Origin of the sequence: Saccharibacillus deserti (assembly GCF_013618475.1) — a bacterium.
Classification (GTDB): Bacteria; Bacillota; Bacilli; order Paenibacillales; family Paenibacillaceae; genus Saccharibacillus; species Saccharibacillus deserti.
Map to the genome: position 1 here is coordinate 674,633 of NZ_JABJVN010000001.1, position 19,232 is coordinate 693,864.

Below are 19,232 nucleotides of genomic sequence, written 5' to 3' on the forward strand. Positions count from 1 at the left end.
ATGTTCGGGAAAATCCGTGTTTTTTTGGAAATGATCAAGATTGAACATACTTTGTTTGCACTCCCTTTCGCGTTTATGGGAATGCTGCTTGGCTCCGTGGTCATTAACGGACATCTGCCTTCCTGGGCACAGGCGGGCTGGATTCTGCTGGCGATGGTCGGAGCCAGAAGCGCGGCGATGGGGCTGAACCGCCTGATCGACCGTTATATCGATGCCAAGAATCCGCGTACGGAAAAGCGCGCGATTCCGGCCGGACTGTTGAAGACGAGCGAAGTGATTATTTTCGTTGCCGTATTCCTTGGCTTGTTCCTGTGGGCGACGTTCGAATTGTCCCGTTTTGCTTTGACTTTGTTCCCGGTCGCTCTCGTGCTGATCGTCGCGTACTCGTATACGAAGCGCTTTACATGGCTCTGCCATCTGGTGCTGGGCGCCACGATCGCACTTGCCCCGCTGGGCGGATGGGCGGCGGTAACCGACAGCTTCAGCTGGTCGTCGCTTGTCTTTTATATCGCGATCGCTTTTTGGACAGCCGGCTTCGATGTGATCTATGCCTGCGACGATATCGACTTCGACCGCCGCGAAGGCATCTACTCTATTCCGAGCCGTTTCGGTCTGGAAAAAGCATTGAAGATTGCGCAGGGATTCCACGCGGTAACAGCCGCGGGGCTTATTCTTCTGGCCGTGATCTCTCCGCTCGGCTGGTGGTACGTGGCGGGCGTCGTGATCGCCTGCTCGATTCTGTTCTATCAGCACCGCATTGTGAAGCCGAATGATCTCAGCCGTGTACAGACCGCTTTTTTCACGATGAACAGCTGGCTTAGCAGTATCGTTTTCGTGTTCACTCTGATCGATTTGGTGGTGAAATTTTGGTAAACGAACTCGCAGGCGCCGGCAGGCACTGGGTATTGGGCATCACCGGGGCCAGCGGCAGCGTTTACGGCATCCGATTGGCGGAAGAACTGCTGGATAACGGTTTTTCGGTGCATCTGGTCGTTTCCAATGCCGGCTGGCGCGTATTGAAGGAAGAAATGGATTTCGACGCGTCCAAACGCGAAGAAGAGCTGGAGCGCCGTTTGGGCGGTCGTCCGGGCCGGTTGGTCTATCATCCGGTAGCGGATATCGGGGCGTCGATCGCCAGCGGTTCTTTTCGGGCCGAGGGGATGATCGTCGCCCCGTGTTCGATGGGAACCCTCTCTTCGATCGCGCACGGAACGTCGGACAATCTGATGACGCGCGCGGCCGATGTGATGGTCAAGGAAGGTCGCCCGCTTGTGCTTGTCCCAAGAGAAACGCCGCTGCATGCGATCCATTTGGAAAATATGCTGAAACTGTCCCGCCTGGGCGTCAAGATGGTCCCGGCCATGCCCGCTTTTTACCACCGTCCCCGGACACTGGAAGAAGCCGTGGACTTTCTGGTCGGAAAAGTGCTGGACAGTGTTGGAATCGGACACAACTTGTTTAAAAGATGGGGGGAGGAAACGTGAAGGAGAGCGATACGCTGCGTCTGGGACGCATCCTCTACACCAACGTTTGGCCGGTCTATCACTACTTCGATCCTTCCGCGCTCGATTTTCCGGCTGAGAGCCGGACGGAACTGCCGGCTGCCTTGAATCGTCTGCTGCTGGAAGGGGAGCTGGATATGAGTCCGGTCTCTTCGTTTGCTTACGCCATGGCGGCGGACCGTTTCCTGCTGCTCCCGGATTTGTCGGTGAGTGCGGACGGACCGGTCCGGTCGATTCTCTGCTTTTCCAAAAAACCGTTTGCCGAAGCGGTTCAGGGCCGGATCGCATTAACCAATACGTCGGCGACTTCCGTCAATCTGCTGAAGATTATTGCGGAAAAAGCATACGGCGCAAAGCCGGAGTACGTCACCTGCGAGCCCCATCTCGAAGACATGCTGGAACATGCGGATGCGGCGCTGTTGATCGGCGATCATGCCATCCGGGCCGACTGGGCGAATACGGAGTATACGGTGACCGACCTCGGCGCGGAATGGAAAAGCTGGACGGGTCTCAGTATGACTTTTGCGGTCTGGGCGGTTTCGAAGCAGGCGGCGGAACGTTATCCGGACCGGATCGGCGAACTGGCCGCGGCTTTGGCCGCAAGCAAGAACAGAAGTCTCGACGATCTGACGCCGGTTGCGGCAAAAGCGCAGGCCGAGCTGGGCGGGCACCTTCGTTACTGGCAGGGGTACTTCGAGAATCTTCGTTACGACTTGACTCCGGAGCGCCTGGACGGACTGAACCTTTACTTCCGCCATGCCCGGGAGATGGGACTGCTGCCGCAGGAAGCGCAAATTCAAATTTGGACCGACAAAACGCGGATATGGGTGAACGAATGAAACGAATGGAGATCTTCGGAACGTTAAAAAAAGATATGGACGCCGTCGAACGTTCGCTTTATGCCTGCATTGAAGTCGAAAGCGAAGCACTGGGCGAAGCGGCGATGCATCTGCTGAAAGCCGGCGGCAAACGCCTGCGCCCGGCTTTTGTCCTGCTGGGCGGCAAATTCGGCACGTACGAGCTCGAACGGCTGCAGCTTATTGCCGTGCCGCTGGAACTGATTCATATGGCGTCGCTGGTCCATGACGATGTGATCGACAACGCGCAGACGCGGCGGGGCCAACTGACCGTCAAAGCCAAATGGGATAACCGGATCGCCATGTACACGGGTGATTACATTTATGCCAAGGCGCTGGAGATGGTCGCAGGGTTGGAAGATCCGCGGATTCACCGGGTATTAGCCAAAGCGATGGTTGAAATGTCGATCGGCGAGATGGAGCAAATCCGCGACTTTTTCAATTCAAACCAAAGTATTCGCCGTTATCTGCTGCGGATCCGCCGCAAAACGGCGCTGTTGATCGCAGTCAGCTGCCAGCTCGGCGCGCTGGCCGCCGGAGCTTCGGAGAAAGAAGCGCACGAACTGTACAACTACGGCTACAATGTAGGGATGGCGTTCCAGATTCGCGACGATCTGCTGGATCTGTGCGGAACGGAGAAGCAGATCGGCAAACCGCCGGGCAGCGATATTCGCCAAGGCAATATCACGATTCCGGTGCTGTATGCGCTGCAGGAAGAACGGCTGCGCGCTCCGCTGCTGGAGGAAATCGTCCGTATCCATGCGGCAAACGGACATACGGACGTTACCGCCGCCGTAACGATGATCCGCAGCAGCGGAGGAATCGCGCGTGCGGAAGAACTGGCTGACCGGTATACGCAAAAAGCGCTGGACGCGCTGGGCCGCCTGCCCGATATCCGGGCACGCCGCCATCTGCGCGATATCGCGAATTTTGTGTCCAGACGAACCTATTGAACGCCAAGCAAATACCGCGGCAAAAAAGGGAGATTCCGAGGAATCTCCCTTTTTTCGCAAGATGATGCAGGATTATTGCATTAACTCGTTTAACTCTATAAAAAGCAAGCGTCTCAGCCGATAATAAATCATATGCCGAAAGTGGGAGATTGCGATGGAACGCACTTTTATGATGGTTAAACCCGATGGAGTACAACGCGGACTGGTCGGACGGATCGTCAGCCGATTCGAAGACAAAGGATTCAAGCTGGTTGCGGGGAAATTCATGCAGATCTCGGAAGAACAGGCCAAGCGTCATTATGCCGAGCACGAGGGCAAACCGTTCTTCGGGGATCTGGTGGAATTCATTACGTCCGGTCCGGTATTCGCCATGGTATGGGAAGGCGACGATGTCATCGCGCTGTCCCGGATCCTGATGGGCAAGACCAAAGTCACGGAAGCGCTGCCGGGGACGATTCGAGGGGATTTTGCGGCACACACGCCGTTTAACCTGATTCACGGATCGGACGGAACGGAAAGCGCCAAACGGGAAATCGCCAACTTTTTCACTGAAGCGGAACAGCATGATTACGACAAGGCGGTGGCGCGATGGATCTGATCAGAAGCGGCGCGGGGCGCGAAGAAGTATCTGCCCCGGGAAGCGACCCGGACTACAGCGGGTTTATTAAAAACGTAAATGCGAGCACAGGAATCGACTTGTCCCAATATAAGGAAGCGCAGATGAAGCGTCGTTTGACCACGCTGCGCAGCAAGCACGGCTATGACACGTTTGCCCAGTTTTTTGAAGCGATGAAAAAGGACAAAACCCTGTTCTTCGAATTCCTCGACCGGATGACGATCAACGTATCGGAATTCTGGCGCAACCCGAACCGCTGGGAAGTGCTGCGCGATACGATTATTCCGGAACTGCGCACAGGCGGCAAAAAAGGGCTGAAAGTATGGAGCGCGGCGTGTTCGACAGGCGAAGAGCCTTACACGCTGGCGATGATTCTCGACGGACACGGCATTCTGGGCGATTCCAAGCTGGTTGCTGCGGATCTGGACGAAGGCGCGCTTGCCAAAGCGAAACAAGGACAGTACCTGGAGCGCTCGCTCAAGGATGTGCCTTCGAAAGTCGCGGAAAAGTATTTCAAAGCCGACGGTTTGATATACAAAGTCGACGACAAGCTTAAGCGGGCCGTCAATTTCCAAAAGCTGAATCTGCTGACCGACAAATTCGACGACGGCTACGATCTGATCGTCTGCCGCAACGTCATGATTTATTTCACGGAAGAAGCGAAATCGACTCTCTATCACAAGTTCGCGTCCAGCCTGCGCAAAGGCGGCGTGCTGTTCGTAGGCAGTACGGAACAGATCTTCTCGCCCGGACAGTACGGACTGGAGCCATGCGACACGTTTTTCTACAAGAAAATCTAAACGGGTTCCCGTTCGCACAAAAGCCGAAAAAGTCGTCATACTCCGCCTCGGGGCGGAAATGGCGGCTTTTTTGCATGTAATTCGCCGATCTTACGCAAAATGTAAAGGCTCTTGGACAAGCTGCGGACAGATGGTATAATGGGCGAAGACATTTACGGATTTTAGCCGTTTACAGTTTAAAAGTTTAAAGGGGGAACGCGTTATGAGTTTACGTTACTTGACCGCCGGGGAGACCCACGGACCGCAGCTGACCGCGATCGTTGAAGGAATGCCGAGCAATCTGCGGATCGATTTCGAGGCTTTGAACTTTCAACTGCTGCGCAGGCAAAAAGGGTACGGCCGAGGCCGCCGTATGCAGATCGAGCAGGATCAAGCGGATATCGTAGGCGGCGTTCGCCATGGACAAACGACGGGAGCGCCGATCGCTCTGGTCGTCGCCAACAACGACTGGAAGCACTGGACCAAGATCATGAACGTCGAGCCGATGGAAGGCACGGACGAAGAGAAACGCCGCGTGCACCGTCCGCGTCCGGGCCATGCCGATCTTAACGGCGGGCTAAAATACGACCTCAAAGACCTGCGCAACGTCCTGGAACGTTCGAGTGCCCGCGAGACGGCTGTCCGCGTCGCCGTCGGCGCGCTGGCCCGCCAACTGCTCGAAGTGTTCGGTATCCGTATCGGCGGACAAGTGCTGCGAATCGGCGAGATCGTCGCTCCGGCCAACAATCTGCCGCTCGATGAACTCGTTGCCCGCACGGAAGCGTCTTCCGTACGTGTCGCCGACGAAGAAACCGAGAAGAAGATGGAAGCCTACATCGACCTGATCAAAAAAGAAGGCGATTCGGTCGGCGGCGTAGTCGAATGTATCGTCGAAGGCCTGCCAGTCGGTCTCGGCAGTTACGTGCAGTACGACCGCAAGCTCGACGCGCGTATCGCCCAAGCCGTTATGTCGATCAATGCCTTCAAAGGCGTCGAAATCGGCATCGGCTTCGAAGCGGGAGAACTGCGGGGCTCGCAGGTGCACGACGAGATTCTGTACACGGAAGAAACCGGTTATACGCGGGCTTCCAATCGTCTGGGCGGTTTCGAAGGCGGGATTACGAACGGGATGCCAATCGTCGTACGCGGCGTCATGAAGCCGATCCCGACGCTCTACAAGCCGCTGCGCAGTGTCGATATCGACACCAAGGAAGCGTTCAATGCCCAGGTGGAGCGTTCCGACGCCTGCGCCGTTCCGGCAGCGAGCGTCGTGATGGAGAGCGTCGTCGCCTGGGAAGTCGCCAAAGCGTTCCTCGAAAAATTCGGCGGCGATTCGATGGAGGAAATCAAAGCGAACTACGAAAATTACAAGCGTCAGCTGGAGAACTACTAAGATGGCGGGGACGCCAAAGACGCTGACGGTCGAGCTGGGCGAGCGCTCGTATCCGATCGTGATCGGCGAAGGGCTGCTGGATCAAGCGGCCGAGTATCTGAAACAGGTCGGAGTACCGAGCAAAAGTCCGCTGCTGATCGTGACCGACGATCATGTGGCTCCGTTATATCTGGACAAGTTGGTCGACGTTTTGACAGCGGGCGGATACCGCGTCGCAAGCGCGGTTGTTCCGGCCGGCGAATCTTCCAAGTCGCTTGCCGCATACGACCAGCTTATTACGCGGGCGATTGAAGAAGGGTTGGACCGTTCTTCGGCGATTCTGGCGCTTGGCGGCGGCGTAGTCGGCGACCTCGCCGGCTTCGTAGCCGCAACCTATATGCGCGGGATTCGTTTCGTGCAGGTACCGACGACCATTCTCGCGCACGACAGCAGCGTAGGCGGCAAAGTGGCGGTCAACCATCCGCTTGCCAAGAACATGATCGGCGTATTTCACCAGCCGGAACTTGTGCTGTACGACGTGGAGACGCTCAGGACCCTGCCTCCGCGCGAAGTGCGCGCGGGATTGTCGGAGATGGTCAAGCACGGGCTGATCTGGGACCGGGATTTCGCTTACTGGTGCCAAGAGCATGCGCCGCGTCTGTTGGATCTCGATTCCGAAGCGCTGGCTTACGGCCTGGAAAAAGGCTGCGCCATCAAAGCCCAGATCGTCTCGCGCGACGAGCGGGAGAACGATTTGCGTGCGATATTGAATCTGGGGCATACGCTCGGTCACGCGATCGAGGCCGTCGCGGGCTACGGACAATTTTTGCACGGTGAAGCGATCTCCGTCGGTATGGCCGCCGCGGCAAGGCTTGGCGAAGAACGCGGCGCGGCGGGACTGTACGCGGAGACGACAGCGATGCTGGAAGCGCTGGAACTTCCCGTGACGCTGCCGGCCGATATGGATACCGACGCACTGATGGCTGCCATGCAGCGCGACAAGAAGTTCAGGGAAGGCCAGATGATCTTTGTCGTGCCTCTGGAGGTCGGCCGAGTCGAAATCGCGGGCGATGTGAAAGCGGAAGCGGTGCAAAGCGTTATAGAACGCCTAAAAGCCTGAAAAGGAGTGGGAACCATCGTCATTTACAACCGGGGTATTCGCGGAGCGACAACGGTCGAACACAACGACAAAGAAGAAATTTACGCGGCTACGGAAGAATTGGTCGCGGAGATGATTCGCTGTAATGGAATCGATCCGGAAATGGTCAGCAATATCTGGATTACGGTCACCGGCGATCTGAATGCCGCTTTTCCGGCGGTCGCCGTGCGCCGTCAGCCGGGCTGGGATTTCGTTCCGCTGATGTGCGCGCTGGAAATCCCGGTCGAAGGCAGTCTGCCGCGCTGTATCCGTTTGATGATTCAGGTCAATACGGAAAAGTCCCAGCGGGAGATCGGACATGTCTATCAGCGCGGAGCGACGGTACTTCGTCCGGATCTTGCCGGCCGCAAGTAACGGGATCGGCAAAGACGGCGGAGGCGCTTGCTATCGGCTTCGCGATCGGGTATAGTAGGGAACAAAGTTAAGGATTCGCGCTGCCGCGCCGGGAACAGGAGTGTTACCGGGCGGGGGCGGAGAATCGTGAGGCCCGCAGGGGCCAAGGCGGCGCAGGCCGCCAGACAGAGCAGAGTCAGGCTGAGCAGAGTTTACGTATGGAACGATTCGGGGTCGAACGGCTACGGGTTTTTTTACCATACATCGACGAATGCAATCCATCGGAGCACGGAATTTTCTATCCCGCATACGGATGAAGATTTTCGAAGCCGAAGACCTCTGCTGCGAAGCGGAGGTCTTTTTGTATCATCTCCGCCATACCGGATTATCCTCTGACGCTTCCGGCGTCGGACCGGCGGCACCCGCAGCGGAAGACGGCTTCCCGAAGGACGGTCTCGAGGCGCTCGAACCTATTCGACCTCGAAGGAGAGATATTCATGTACACTTCGCATTCACCCGAACCGACAGATAACGTTTATCCGATCCAACCGCTTATCGGCGCCAAAGAAGCGCTTGCGCTGGCTTCCGAAGGATCTTCGCTGACCCGGGAGCAGGCCAGAACCGCTATGGAAAGTATCATGACCGGTGCGGCCACTCCTGCGCAGATCGGCGGCCTGCTGCTGGCGCTGCGGATGAAAGGCGAGACGACCGAGGAGATCACCGGATTTGCCGAAGCGATGCGCAGCTTCTCCGGGACGGTCGGCGCTTCCCGCGAAGATCTGCTCGATACGTGCGGTACAGGCGGCTCGGGCATCCACAAGTTCAATATCTCGACCGCTTCCGCGCTGATTGCCGCTTCCGCTTCCGTCCGCGTCGCCAAACACGGTAACCGCTCGGCCAGCGGCCGGGCGGGAAGTGCCGATGTGCTGGAAGCGCTCGGCGTCAATATCGGGCTCAGCGGCACCCAAGCCGCCGAATGCCTGGACCGGATCGGCATCTGCTTCCTGTTTGCCCAGACCTATCATCCTTCCATGAAACATGCGGCCGGGCCGCGCCGGGAACTGGGCATTCGCACGGTATTCAACCTGCTCGGCCCACTGACCAATCCGGCAGGCGCCGACCGCCAGCTGCTTGGCCTCTACGATGCCGACCGCACCGCGCAGATCGCCTCCGTACTCGGCAATCTGGGAACACGGCGCGCCATGGTCGTCGCGGGTCTCGACGGTCTGGACGAGATCAGCGTTTCCGGTCCGACCCGCGTGTCGGAACTTGCGGACGGAGTCGTTCGCACTTATGACATTGCGCCGGAAGAACTTGGACTTTCCCGCTATCCGCTTGAAGACATTCTCGGCGGAGATGCGGCGGACAACGCGCGGATTATACGCGGCGTGCTCTCCGGCGAACGCGGTGCCCGCCGCGACATCGTGCTTGCGAACGCGGGAGCCTGTATCTATACGGCCGGATCGGCTGCCGATCTGGCGGAAGGCGTACGGATGGCGGCGAAGATCGTGGACTCGGGTCTCGCCCTTAACAAACTCGAGCAGCTTATACGGATAACGGAGGAATGCGGATATGTATCTTGATCGAATCGTCGAAACGAAACGCCGGGAAGTCGAACTGCTGAACGAAACGCTGAATAGGGCGGAAGCGGAGCGGCGGATTGCCGGGATGCCGTCCACACGCGGCTTTGAAACGGCGCTGCGCAGCCCCAAACGCCCGGGGATGGCGCTGATCGCCGAAGTGAAAAAGGCTTCGCCGTCCAAAGGGCTGATCCGGGAAGACTTTCATCCCGTGGAGCTTGCGAAAGCTTACGAAGCGGCCGGAGCGGACTGCCTGTCCGTATTGACGGACAAAGACTATTTCCAGGGCAGTACCGACTATCTGACGCAGATTCGCGCATCGGTCGAGCTGCCTCTGCTGCGCAAAGACTTTGTGATCGACGAGTCGCAAATCTATGAAGCGCGTTTAATCGGCGCCGATGCGGTGCTGCTGATCGCGGCGATTCTGCCGGTCAACCGTCTGCGGGAACTGAAAGCTTTGGCCGAAGCTGTGGGCCTCGATACGCTGATCGAAGTGCACAACGAAGAGGAACTTGAAGCGGTCCTTCAGGTGACCGACCGCGGATTGATCGGGGTAAACAACCGGAATCTGCATACGTTCGAGACCCGCCTGTCCGTTACCGCTGATCTTGCACCCCGTATGCCGAAGCAGGCGCTGCTGATCAGCGAGAGTGCGATCCGTACGGCCGAAGACGTCCGGTATGTCGGCTCTAGTGGAGCGGGCGGCGTATTGATCGGCGAGACCTTTATGCGCCGTCCGGATATTGGCGAAGCGGTAGCGGAAGTGATGGGAGCGGTGCATCGGGCATCCGAACGTCCGACGGCAGAAAGCAGCGTTCAGCCGAACGCGGAAGCCGCCGATTCCGGAGCTTCGAGATGAAGGAGCGCGAAGAACGGACGAATAAAGGGCCCGTCATCAAAATATGCGGGATCCGTACGCCGGAAGCTGTACGGAAAGCCGCGGAACTGGGCGTCGATTATATCGGTCTTGTGTTTGCTCCGAGCCGGCGCCGGGTTGATCCTGCCGAGGCGGCAGTTTTGATCGGCGAGCTAAATAAGGCGCCGAAGACATCTTCGACGGAAAGAGTGCGCCCCAAGGTAGCGGGCGTGTTCGTCAATCCGTCCCTGGACGAATTGAAGCGGACACTGGCGGCCGCTCGGTTGGACGTGGTGCAGCTGCACGGACAGGAAAGTCCGGATTTTTGCCGGGAAGTACGCGAACGATTTGGCGGGGAAGTATTCAAATCGATCCCGATCGGCGGCGAAGATGCCGACGAGGGGCATGCGGTGCGCGCCGAGAGAATGTGCGAATCATATCGCGGCGCGGTCGACGCGCTGCTGCTCGATACGCATGATCCGCTGTACGGAGGCGGTTCGGGACGCACGTTTAACTGGGAGATCATTCCGCTGTATCAGCAGGCGGCCGAAGCCTGCGGATTGAAGTTGTTCGTGGCCGGCGGTTTGACCGAGAGCAACGCGGGCGAATTGGTACGAAATTACGCGCCGGACGGCATCGACGTCTCAAGCGGCGTCGAGACCGACGGACATAAAGATATACAAAAAATGACTTTATTCGTGGAAAGGGCGGTTTTATCATGATCGGACAAGTACCGGATGCAAAAGGACGCTACGGCGAATTCGGAGGACGTTTCGTTCCCGAAACGCTGATGAACGCGCTGATCGAACTTGAGGAATCTTACTTGAAGTTTTCGGCGGACGCCGATTTTAACGCGGAATTGAACGATTTGCTCAAGCAGTATTCCGGCCGCGAGACGCCGCTGTATTACGCCAAACGCCTGACGGAACATTTCGGCGGAGCCAAAGTGTATCTCAAGCGCGAAGACCTCAACCACACGGGCGCTCACAAGATCAACAACGCGCTTGGACAAGGATTGCTCGCCGTACGTATGGGCAAAAAGAAAGTCATCGCCGAAACGGGTGCCGGCCAGCACGGCGTGGCGACCGCAACGGTAGCGGCGCTGCTCGGTCTGGAATGCAAAGTGTTCATGGGCGAAGAAGACATGCACCGTCAGCAGCTTAACGTGTTCCGCATGCGCCTGCTCGGCGCGGAAGTCGTTCCTGTCGTATCGGGCACGAAGACGCTCAAGGATGCGGGCAACGAAGCGCTGCGTTATTGGGTCAGCCATGTTCAGGATACGTTCTATATTCTGGGTTCGGCCGTAGGCCCCCATCCGTATCCACTGATCGTACGCAACTTCCAGCGCGTGATCGGCGACGAGACCCGCCGTCAAATCCTCGAGACCGAAGGACGCCTGCCGGACACGATCGTCGCGGCGGTCGGCGGCGGCAGCAACGCGATCGGTATGTTTTATCCGTTCGTCGGCGACGCGGATGTCGACTTTATCGGCGTTGAAGCGGCCGGCAAAGGCATTGATACGCCTCTGCATGCCGCCACCATGAGCCTCGGCACCAAAGGCGTGTTCCAGGGCTCCATGAGCTATCTGCTGCAGGACGAGTACGGGCAGGTACAGCCGGCGCATTCGATATCGGCCGGCCTGGATTATCCCGGCGTGGGACCGGAACATTCCTATCTCAAAGATGTCGGCCGGGCCAAGTATGTCCCGATCACCGACGAAGAAGCCATTACGGCGCTCAAACTGCTCTGCCGCACGGAAGGCATCATTCCGGCGCTGGAATCGGCGCATGCCGTCGCGCATGCCGCCAAGATCGCACCGGAGATGGGGGCCGACCGCATTCTGGTCATCTGCCTGTCGGGACGCGGCGACAAAGATGTCGAGTCGATCATGGCTTACGAGAAGGAAGGAGGAGACGCGCAATGAAGCCGAATTTTTCGATGACCCAACGCCTCTTGATGAATCCCGCTGCCGAAGGCGGGCTGTCCGCGGGAACGCCGCAAGGCGGCGATTCGCCGGCTGCCGCTGCCAAGCGGCCCAATCTGATCGAAGAAACGTTCCGCAAGCTCGGTGAAACAGGAGGCACGGCGCTGATTCCTTTTCTGACGGTCGGCGATCCCGATCTCGATACGACACTCGATATTATCGAGCAGTTGGAACAAGCCGGCGCCGATGTCCTGGAACTCGGCGTGCCGTATTCCGATCCGCTTGCGGACGGACCGGTCATCCAGCGCGCTTCCGCCCGGGCGCTCGAGCAGCTCATCACGGTACGCACCTGTCTGGACGTCGCTCGCCGTGCGAGGGAGCGGGGCGTGAAAATGCCTTTCGTCCTTTTTACCTATTACAATCCGATCCTGCAGACGGGGCTGGATCTCTTTTTCGAAGAAGCGGCCCGGAACGGGATCAGCGGATTGATTATTCCCGATCTGCCTTATGAAGAATCGGAAGACATGCTGCAGCGTGCCGACCGGGTGAATATTGCCCTGATTCCGCTGGTGGCTCCCACTTCGAGCGAGCGGATCGAGAAAATTTTGCGCAGCGGCCGGGGCTTCGTCTACTGCGTGTCTTCGCTTGGCGTAACCGGCGAACGGGCTTCGTTCCACGACGGAGTCGATGCTTTTATCCGCGATGTAAAATCGCGTACCGATCTGCCTGTCGCCGTCGGTTTCGGCATTTCGGGGCGCGATCAGGTACAGCGGTTTTCCGAACTTTGCGACGGTGTGGTAGTGGGCAGCGCGATCGTCCGTACGATCGAAACGTTGATCCCCGACCTGATGAATGCCGATAAACGGGAAGATGCGCTCTTGCAAATTCGCAAATTTGTGGCAGAATTAAAGGTATAAAGACGGATCCCGGAGCAGGCGCAATCGGCAAGGCGCGGCGGTTAACCCGCCTAGCCCTGCCGATGCGGCCTGTTTGGGGGCAGTCATTAACTTTTTGAGCGATGTTGCAGCCCGACACTGTCGCACTGCAACACGCCAAATCAGGAAAGTAGGGGAATCATCCATGCAGCCCAAAGCCCATATTGTCGATCTTCCGGTCTATCAGCCAGGCAAACCGATCGAAGAAGTCCAAAAAGAATACGGTCTCATCGAAGTCGTCAAACTGGCTTCGAACGAAAATCCGTATGGATTTTCCCCTCGCGTCAAAGCCGCGATCGAAGAGGAATTGACCAAATTCAATCTGTATCCGGACGGCGGAGCAGTCCAATTGACGGCTGCCTTGGCCGAACATCTGTCCGTGAACTCGGACCAGATTATTTTCGGATGCGGTTCGGACGAAATTATCGCCCTGATCGCCCGCGCTTTCCTGTCGGAAGGCGATGAGAACATCATGGCCGATGCCACTTTCTCCGTATATAAGAGCAATGCCGATATCGAAAAAGCGACAAGTATCGAAGTTCCGCTTCAGGCCGGCAAACACGATCTCGAAGCGATGCTTGCGGCCGTAACCGACCGGACCAAGATCGTCTGGATCTGCAATCCGAACAACCCGACCGGCACAATCGTCAGCGAAACCGAACTGAAAAGTTTCCTGGATCGCGTTCCTTCTTCCGTCATGGTCGTGCTCGACGAAGCTTATTTCGAATACGTGACCGACAGCGAATACCCGGACGGCACGAAACTGCTGGCCGACTACGGCAACGTGGTCGTTCTGCGCACCTTCTCGAAAATTTACGGGCTTGCCGCACTGCGGATCGGGTACGGCGTAGGCCAGGCCTCCGTCATCCGCTCGATCAATCAGGTACGCGAGCCGTTCAATACGACGCGCATTGCCCAGGCTGCCGCCAAAGCGGCACTGGCCGACCAAGAGTTTGTGGAATCGTGCCGTGCGAAAAATGCCGAAGGCCTCGCGTTCCTGCAGGGCGAATTCGAGCGTTTGGGACTGTCGTATTTCCCGGCCAACGGTAACTTCATCATGGTCGATACGAAGCAGTCCGCCGCGGATCTGTTCCAGCGGATGCTGCGCAAAGGCGTAATCGCCCGTTCGGGATTCAGGCTGCATCCGACGTATCTGCGCGTGACGGTCGGTTCTCCCCGGGAGAACGAGATCTTCATCCGGACGTTCGAAGAAGCTCTTAACGAACAGACAGCGGCCGTATAGGAAGCGGACCGTTTCGAGTTTCGATGGGCGGCACGCTTTTCGCGGCAGCCCATCGGACTTTGTCCGCACACTCACCCGAGCGCTATCTGCAATGAATCCTACGAAGCGAGGCTGACCTTATATGAAAATTGCCGTGATCGGCGTCGGACTGATCGGCGGCTCGTTGGCTTTGTGCTTCCGCGGGAAGCCGGATGTCGAGCTCGTCGGCTATTCCCACCGGCAGGACCTGGCCGATCTGAGCGTGGAACTCGGGGTCGTCGACTCCGCCACCTTGTCGCTGGAAGAAGCTGTGCAAGACGCCGACTTTATTTTTATCTCCACGCCTGTCGGGCTGCTGGAGACCTATCTGGAACAAATTCATGCCCTTCCGCTCAAAAAAGGCTGTGTGGTCACCGATGTGGGCAGCACCAAAGCTTCGATCGCCGCCAAAGCGAGAGAGCTGGAGTGGAAGGATACGTGCTTTATCGGCGGTCATCCGATGGCCGGTTCGGAACGTTCGGGCGTGCAGGCCGCAACTTCGCTGCTGTTCGAGAATGCCTATTACGTATTGACGCCCGAACCGGATACCGATCCGGAGCCTATCCAATCGCTGTCCGAACTGCTGGCTTATACCCGTGCGAAAGTCATCTGCATGGAACCTGGGCAGCATGACGAAATTGTCGGCGCGATCAGCCATCTGCCTCATATTATCGCCGTGGCGCTCGTCAACCAGATCAGCGGTTACCATGACAGCAATCCGCTGTACCGTACCCTGGCGGCAGGCGGTTTCCGGGACATCACCCGAATTGCATCCAGTGACCCTGTCGTCTGGCGGGACATTTTGCTGAACAACCGCTTCAACCTTTTAAAGCTTCTACGCGACTGGAATGCGCAGGTGGAAGGCTTTATCGATCAGTTGGAGCGGGAAGACGGGGAAGGCATTTCGGCCCGTTTCCGTGAAGCCGGCGATTTCCGCGACGAACTGCCGGAACGGCGCAAAGGCGCGATTGCCAAAACGTACGATCTTTATCTCGACGTTCCCGACCATCCGGGCATTATCGGACGCATCACGACCGAACTCGGTTCGCGCGACGTCAACTTGAGCAATCTGCAAATTATCGAGAGCCGCGAAGACGTGCCGGGGCTGATGCGGTTGTCTTTCCGCGACGAAGTGCAGATGGAGCGCGCAAGGGAAGTCCTGAGCAGTCTTGAGTTTGACGTTTACGCTTCCTAGTCCAGCGTATCGGTTTTAGTTCGAAGATCCGCCGGCAGGTTCCGGCGGATCTTTTTTTAGGGCTCATAAGCGCGTGAACAAAAAAGGAAAAGAAAGCGTTGACATTTTGGAAGCGTATACATATAATAAACGTACAGTATGGTTTCTCTCCACTCCTATACTCTAAGTGTACTCGAGTAGTACACGGGCCGCTCACTGTGAGCGGCCTTTTTTTGTGCCCCTATACGCTCATTTCTTTTTCTGGATAGACAGAACAGTCTTTTGGGACAACCGTCCTTTTTTTGTCGCGAAAATTGCCGCTTAGCCGTTCGGGATGTCTTTCCGGTGGGTAAAAGAAAGCAGGCAATTATAAAATGACGGCTTTTCGGCGGATACGCGGAAATTGGAACGGAAAACGCTGCTGCGGCTTGCGTTCGGAATTCACGGCTCCGATCCGGATCGCGAGTTTGCGCGAGGAGGAGAAAGACATGGCGGAAGCGAAGCCAAGGCTGCAGCCGCTGCGAATACCGGGAGGATGGAAAACCGACGTCAACATGCTGTATGAGTTGGAACCGTCCCCCGATACGATGGACCGGTTTTACGGACCTATTTTGTTCAGTGCCACACACCGCAACCTGGGACATGAAATTTATGTGCGCTGGGAGCCGGAAGGCGATCCTTTGGGACGGTTTCTGCTGCAGCGTTATCTGCTTAAATTCGATGAAAAAGGCAGCAGCGTGCTGGAAGGGTATCTGGTCGACAGCGTATATTTTCGAGAACGCCTGCAGTTGGTCGACCGACTGGAAATGTATATGGAACTGTCGAAATGGACTTGACGAACCGCCCTTTGCGGATGAAAAGCGGGAGTTTCCGGGCAATACGGAACTCCCGTTTTTTTGTCCCCAAACAAGGTAGAAACGATTTTGACTTGAACTGAACGCATGACCGTAGGATACTGTAGGATAAGCACTTACCGAGAAGCAAACTGTAAAGGAGCCGTAAAATGACGAATTGGGCGGAAATAGCCAGAACCAAAAATGTACACGCCGTGCGTACCGCAGCCGGAGAGCTGGACGTGAACGAGAAAGACGAACGCGGCCGGACTCCGTTAATGCTGTTCATGACGTACAAGCTGCCGCCGGATGCGGTAGAGATTTTGTTGGAACGCGGAGCGGAACTCGAAATCGAAGACAAGCTTGGCGAAACGGCGCTGCTGAAAGCCATCAAATTTCATCAGTCCGGTGCAGTCAAGCTGCTCCTGAAGTACGGCGCCCGCATCGATTCGCCGCGCGGAATCCGGGCGACGCCCTGGAATGCGGCAGCCGTGCGCGGAGACCGGGCTCTGGCCGATCTGCTGATGGATACCCGGGGAGCGGTAAGACTGACGCTGACTCCGGAAGAACAGCCGGTACTGGACGAACTTTTGGCCGAAGAAGACGCAGGGCGTCTGGTGCAGGCGATCCGCCGGCTCGATTCTCCCGTGCTGCTGCATGCTTTCGTCAACCATTACAACTGGGACGACGGCCCGCAGCCGATGATTGCGGTGATGGAGAATCCGGCCTGCGCCGAAATTACGCTGCTTGATATGTACGACCTGGCCGACGGCGATTACTGGCTGGATCTGCGTCAGGAAGAGTATGCGGACCATGAACAAAAAGCTCTTTTCCGCAAGCTGGCCGAACGGCTGCGCGCACGGCTGGAAGCTTCCATGCCGGAAATGGAGCGTTGAGCGGCCGTTTCAAGCCTATTCAAAATATGCCGAAAGGGGCGGGATCATGTTAGTTACGCTAAGCCAGAAGATCGGATCGCGCACATTTTCGCTCCAATGCGAAGATGCACTGGAAGCGCAGGGCAAGTTTTTGTTGGATCTGTTTCGGGATACGGAGGAAAAAGCCGGTTTTCTCGAACCCGGCATGAAGATCCAGATCGGCTGGAGCATCCTGTTCGTGCATCAGCAGGATGAATCGAACGTGCACATTCTGGCTCCGGATTACGCGTCCGATCCGTTCGGACGGACGACCGAAGATCTGTCGGCGACCCTTTCGGTGCAGCTGGCGCAAAACCAGGTCCTGAAGCTTGCGGGAGCCCAAGGGGAGACCGCCTTGTTCCAAGATACCCTGATTGCTTCGGAACGCGGACTGGAGGCCGAACGCATCTATTTGGAGCGCACCGAGAACCGGGAAGGCGGAATCTCCGGCTGGTATCTGGGGCCTGCGGAAAGCGAACCGGTCGAGCAGAGCGAATTAAGGCGGTATTATGTCTACCAGCTCTTCAACCGGCGTCCCGGTGCCTTACAAGTCCTGGCGCTGCCCAAAGGATACGTGGCGGTCTTGGACGGCGAGCATTTGGAGGCGCTGCTCGACGGCGACGACCGGAAAGTCTGGCCGGCCGACAACTGAAGCCGCAAAAGTGCCAAGTCAATTCCCATGAAGGACAGCCCATACACCGCGGCGGATCGCAGCGGTTTTTTTGGCTGTCCGGTTTCCTGCGGAACCGCGGGAATTCCGGCAAAATCGGGTAAATACAAAAAGAAAAGAAAAAAACCGGTCCCTACTGCAACTTTATCGCGTTCTTGTCCGTCTATGAGTCGACTGCCCGCACTTTTGGCAAAATACGGGCGATGTGATAAAATGAGCTGTAGAATTTTTTTTGCGGCAATCGAGGGAGGGCGCGTTTTCGATGGAAGATTCCCAGTTGATTCGGGAAATTAAAGCGGGGAATGTCGAACTTTACTCTGTTCTCATGCGGCGCTATCAGCGCAAAATCCTGGCATTTACGTACTATATGTTAAAGGGCGCGGGCCTCGGTCATCTTGCCGAAGACGTCAGTTCCGAAACTTTTTATAAAGCGTTCAAAAGTCTGCAGTCTTTCCGGGAAGTGGAAGCTTCTTTCTCGACCTGGCTGTATACCATTGCAAGAAATACCGCATTGAGCGAACTTCGCCGGAACCGCGCGATGAGCGTGCCGCTCGAAGACGGGGAACTGATCACGGATTCGTCGACGGACGCGGCGCCCGAGCAGGCCCTGCTGCGCAGCGAACAGGTGGGCATGGTGCGTACGGCAATCGACAATCTGCCGGAGAAACAGCGTGCGGCGCTTATTCTGCGCGAATACGATCAGATGGACTATCAGGAGATCGCACGTATCCTCGGACAAAGTATCAGCTCGGTGAAATCCCTGCTGTTCCGGGCGCGCCTGAGTATCAAAACCCAATTGGAACCCTATTATTGCGGCCCGGTCTACGAAGAAGAGATGTACAAGGGGATGAGACCGAATGAAGGGTAGAGAAGAAGGTGGACACCGGAGCGGTTCGCGCTGGAATCCGAATGCCCGGCGTCCGACCGATCTTCCGGAAGATCTAAAAAACAACGGGTTGCCTCCGGAAGACCGGACGGATGAAACCTTCGACTTCGACGATTTCCCCGATCTCGAAGAATTGATGCAGCAGGCGGGAACGGATCTGCCGGAAATGGATGCGGAACGGATGAACCGCAGCGTCATGGACCGGATTTACGAGGAATCTCCTTGGCTGCTGCCCGGCGAATCGAAGACTTATGCTTCACAGCACAGGTTTCGCAGCCGTGCCGCGGTTTGGATCGCCGCCCTGCTCGCCGTTTTCCTTGTCAGTTTCGTTTATCTGGCCGGCTGGGGAATTCCGGACAAACAGCAGAGCGCGACGCGCGAAGTTCCGGCCGGCGTAATCGTTCAGCCGCTGACCGTCGATTCCGGAGTCGTCGAGACGCCGCCCGATACCCAACCGGCCGCGGATCGGGGAATCGTCGAACCGTTGGTCGCGCAGATCGGCCCGACCCATCCGCAGTATTGGATGTTCTTGTCGTTGACCGGCATGGGACTCGCCCTGCTGTCGTTGACCCGGATCGCAAGAATGCGCAGATAACCGCTTGAAAGCGATCGAGAAAGGTTGTGGAGA

General features: G+C 57.2%; 21 protein-coding genes. All 21 read left to right on the forward strand.

From position 1 onward, the window contains the following. The 21 genes from HOP44_RS03030 (at position 1) to HOP44_RS03130 (ending at position 19,199) form a co-directional block, all read left to right on the forward strand. On the forward strand, positions 1 to 873 hold the full coding sequence (locus HOP44_RS03030) for a UbiA-like polyprenyltransferase (RefSeq protein WP_172250430.1): 873 nt from the start codon (positions 1 to 3) through the stop codon (positions 871 to 873). Beyond that, on the forward strand, positions 867 to 1,484 hold the full coding sequence (locus tag HOP44_RS03035) for a UbiX family flavin prenyltransferase (protein WP_172250432.1): 618 nt from the start codon (positions 867 to 869) through the stop codon (positions 1,482 to 1,484). Before HOP44_RS03030 ends, HOP44_RS03035 begins: the two co-directional genes overlap by 7 nt. Then, the gene (locus tag HOP44_RS03040; protein WP_172250434.1) at positions 1,466 to 2,341 is read left to right on the forward strand and encodes a menaquinone biosynthetic enzyme MqnA/MqnD family protein; all 876 of its coding nucleotides are present in this window, start codon (positions 1,466 to 1,468) and stop codon (positions 2,339 to 2,341) included. Before HOP44_RS03035 ends, HOP44_RS03040 begins: the two co-directional genes overlap by 19 nt. Next, on the forward strand, positions 2,338 to 3,312 hold the full coding sequence (locus tag HOP44_RS03045; RefSeq protein WP_172250436.1) for a polyprenyl synthetase family protein: 975 nt from the start codon (positions 2,338 to 2,340) through the stop codon (positions 3,310 to 3,312). The genes HOP44_RS03040 and HOP44_RS03045 overlap by 4 nt, the downstream gene beginning before the upstream one ends. Positions 3,313 to 3,466: 154 nt before the next feature. Further along, a complete protein-coding gene (ndk, locus tag HOP44_RS03050) occupies positions 3,467 to 3,910 on the forward strand; it encodes a nucleoside-diphosphate kinase (protein WP_172196237.1) in 444 nt (147 codons plus the stop codon). Then, entirely contained in the window at positions 3,901 to 4,728 is an 828-nt protein-coding gene (locus HOP44_RS03055; protein WP_216667450.1) for a CheR family methyltransferase, read from the forward strand. The genes ndk and HOP44_RS03055 overlap by 10 nt, the downstream gene beginning before the upstream one ends. Before the next feature lie 202 nt (positions 4,729 to 4,930). Further along, positions 4,931 to 6,100, forward strand: coding sequence for a chorismate synthase (aroC, locus tag HOP44_RS03060; RefSeq protein ID WP_172250438.1), 1,170 nt, complete (start codon positions 4,931 to 4,933; stop codon positions 6,098 to 6,100). Position 6,101: 1 nt separating this feature from the next. Further along, entirely contained in the window at positions 6,102 to 7,199 is a 1,098-nt protein-coding gene (gene aroB, locus HOP44_RS03065) for a 3-dehydroquinate synthase (RefSeq protein ID WP_172250440.1), read from the forward strand. A 21-nt stretch (positions 7,200 to 7,220) separates the two neighbouring features. Further along, positions 7,221 to 7,592: a chorismate mutase gene (gene aroH, locus HOP44_RS03070; RefSeq protein ID WP_172251539.1), complete on the forward strand. Its 372-nt coding sequence runs from the start codon at positions 7,221 to 7,223 to the stop codon at positions 7,590 to 7,592. A 476-nt stretch (positions 7,593 to 8,068) separates the two neighbouring features. Then, positions 8,069 to 9,154, forward strand: a complete 1,086-nt coding sequence (gene trpD / locus HOP44_RS03075) for an anthranilate phosphoribosyltransferase (protein WP_172250442.1) — start codon at positions 8,069 to 8,071, stop codon at positions 9,152 to 9,154. After that, positions 9,144 to 10,010 (forward strand): indole-3-glycerol phosphate synthase TrpC, encoded by an 867-nt coding sequence (gene trpC / locus HOP44_RS03080; protein ID WP_172250444.1) that lies wholly within the window; start codon positions 9,144 to 9,146, stop codon positions 10,008 to 10,010. The genes trpD and trpC overlap by 11 nt, the downstream gene beginning before the upstream one ends. Next, positions 10,007 to 10,729 (forward strand): phosphoribosylanthranilate isomerase, encoded by a 723-nt coding sequence (locus tag HOP44_RS03085; RefSeq protein WP_172250446.1) that lies wholly within the window; start codon positions 10,007 to 10,009, stop codon positions 10,727 to 10,729. Before trpC ends, HOP44_RS03085 begins: the two co-directional genes overlap by 4 nt. After that, entirely contained in the window at positions 10,729 to 11,931 is a 1,203-nt protein-coding gene (gene trpB / locus HOP44_RS03090; protein ID WP_172196296.1) for a tryptophan synthase subunit beta, read from the forward strand. The genes HOP44_RS03085 and trpB overlap by 1 nt, the downstream gene beginning before the upstream one ends. After that, entirely contained in the window at positions 11,928 to 12,848 is a 921-nt protein-coding gene (gene trpA, locus HOP44_RS03095; protein WP_246369550.1) for a tryptophan synthase subunit alpha, read from the forward strand. The genes trpB and trpA overlap by 4 nt, the downstream gene beginning before the upstream one ends. A 163-nt stretch (positions 12,849 to 13,011) precedes the next feature. Continuing rightward, complete coding sequence (hisC, locus tag HOP44_RS03100) at positions 13,012 to 14,109, forward strand: histidinol-phosphate transaminase (protein ID WP_172250448.1); 1,098 nt, start codon at positions 13,012 to 13,014, stop codon at positions 14,107 to 14,109. A gap of 121 nt (positions 14,110 to 14,230) precedes the next feature. Further along, complete coding sequence (locus HOP44_RS03105; protein WP_172250450.1) at positions 14,231 to 15,322, forward strand: prephenate dehydrogenase; 1,092 nt, start codon at positions 14,231 to 14,233, stop codon at positions 15,320 to 15,322. A 467-nt stretch (positions 15,323 to 15,789) separates the two neighbouring features. Continuing rightward, the gene (locus HOP44_RS03110) at positions 15,790 to 16,137 is read left to right on the forward strand and encodes a hypothetical protein (RefSeq protein ID WP_172250452.1); all 348 of its coding nucleotides are present in this window, start codon (positions 15,790 to 15,792) and stop codon (positions 16,135 to 16,137) included. Positions 16,138 to 16,304: 167 nt separating this feature from the next. Beyond that, on the forward strand, positions 16,305 to 17,030 hold the full coding sequence (locus HOP44_RS03115; protein ID WP_172250454.1) for a DUF4274 domain-containing protein: 726 nt from the start codon (positions 16,305 to 16,307) through the stop codon (positions 17,028 to 17,030). 46 nt (positions 17,031 to 17,076) lie between these two features. Further along, complete coding sequence (locus HOP44_RS03120) at positions 17,077 to 17,700, forward strand: immunity protein Imm33 domain-containing protein (protein ID WP_216667452.1); 624 nt, start codon at positions 17,077 to 17,079, stop codon at positions 17,698 to 17,700. A gap of 280 nt (positions 17,701 to 17,980) precedes the next feature. After that, entirely contained in the window at positions 17,981 to 18,586 is a 606-nt protein-coding gene (locus HOP44_RS03125; protein ID WP_172196247.1) for an RNA polymerase sigma factor, read from the forward strand. Then, positions 18,576 to 19,199, forward strand: a complete 624-nt coding sequence (locus tag HOP44_RS03130; RefSeq protein WP_172250456.1) for a zf-HC2 domain-containing protein — start codon at positions 18,576 to 18,578, stop codon at positions 19,197 to 19,199. The genes HOP44_RS03125 and HOP44_RS03130 overlap by 11 nt, the downstream gene beginning before the upstream one ends. Positions 19,200 to 19,232: the final 33 nt, after the last annotated feature.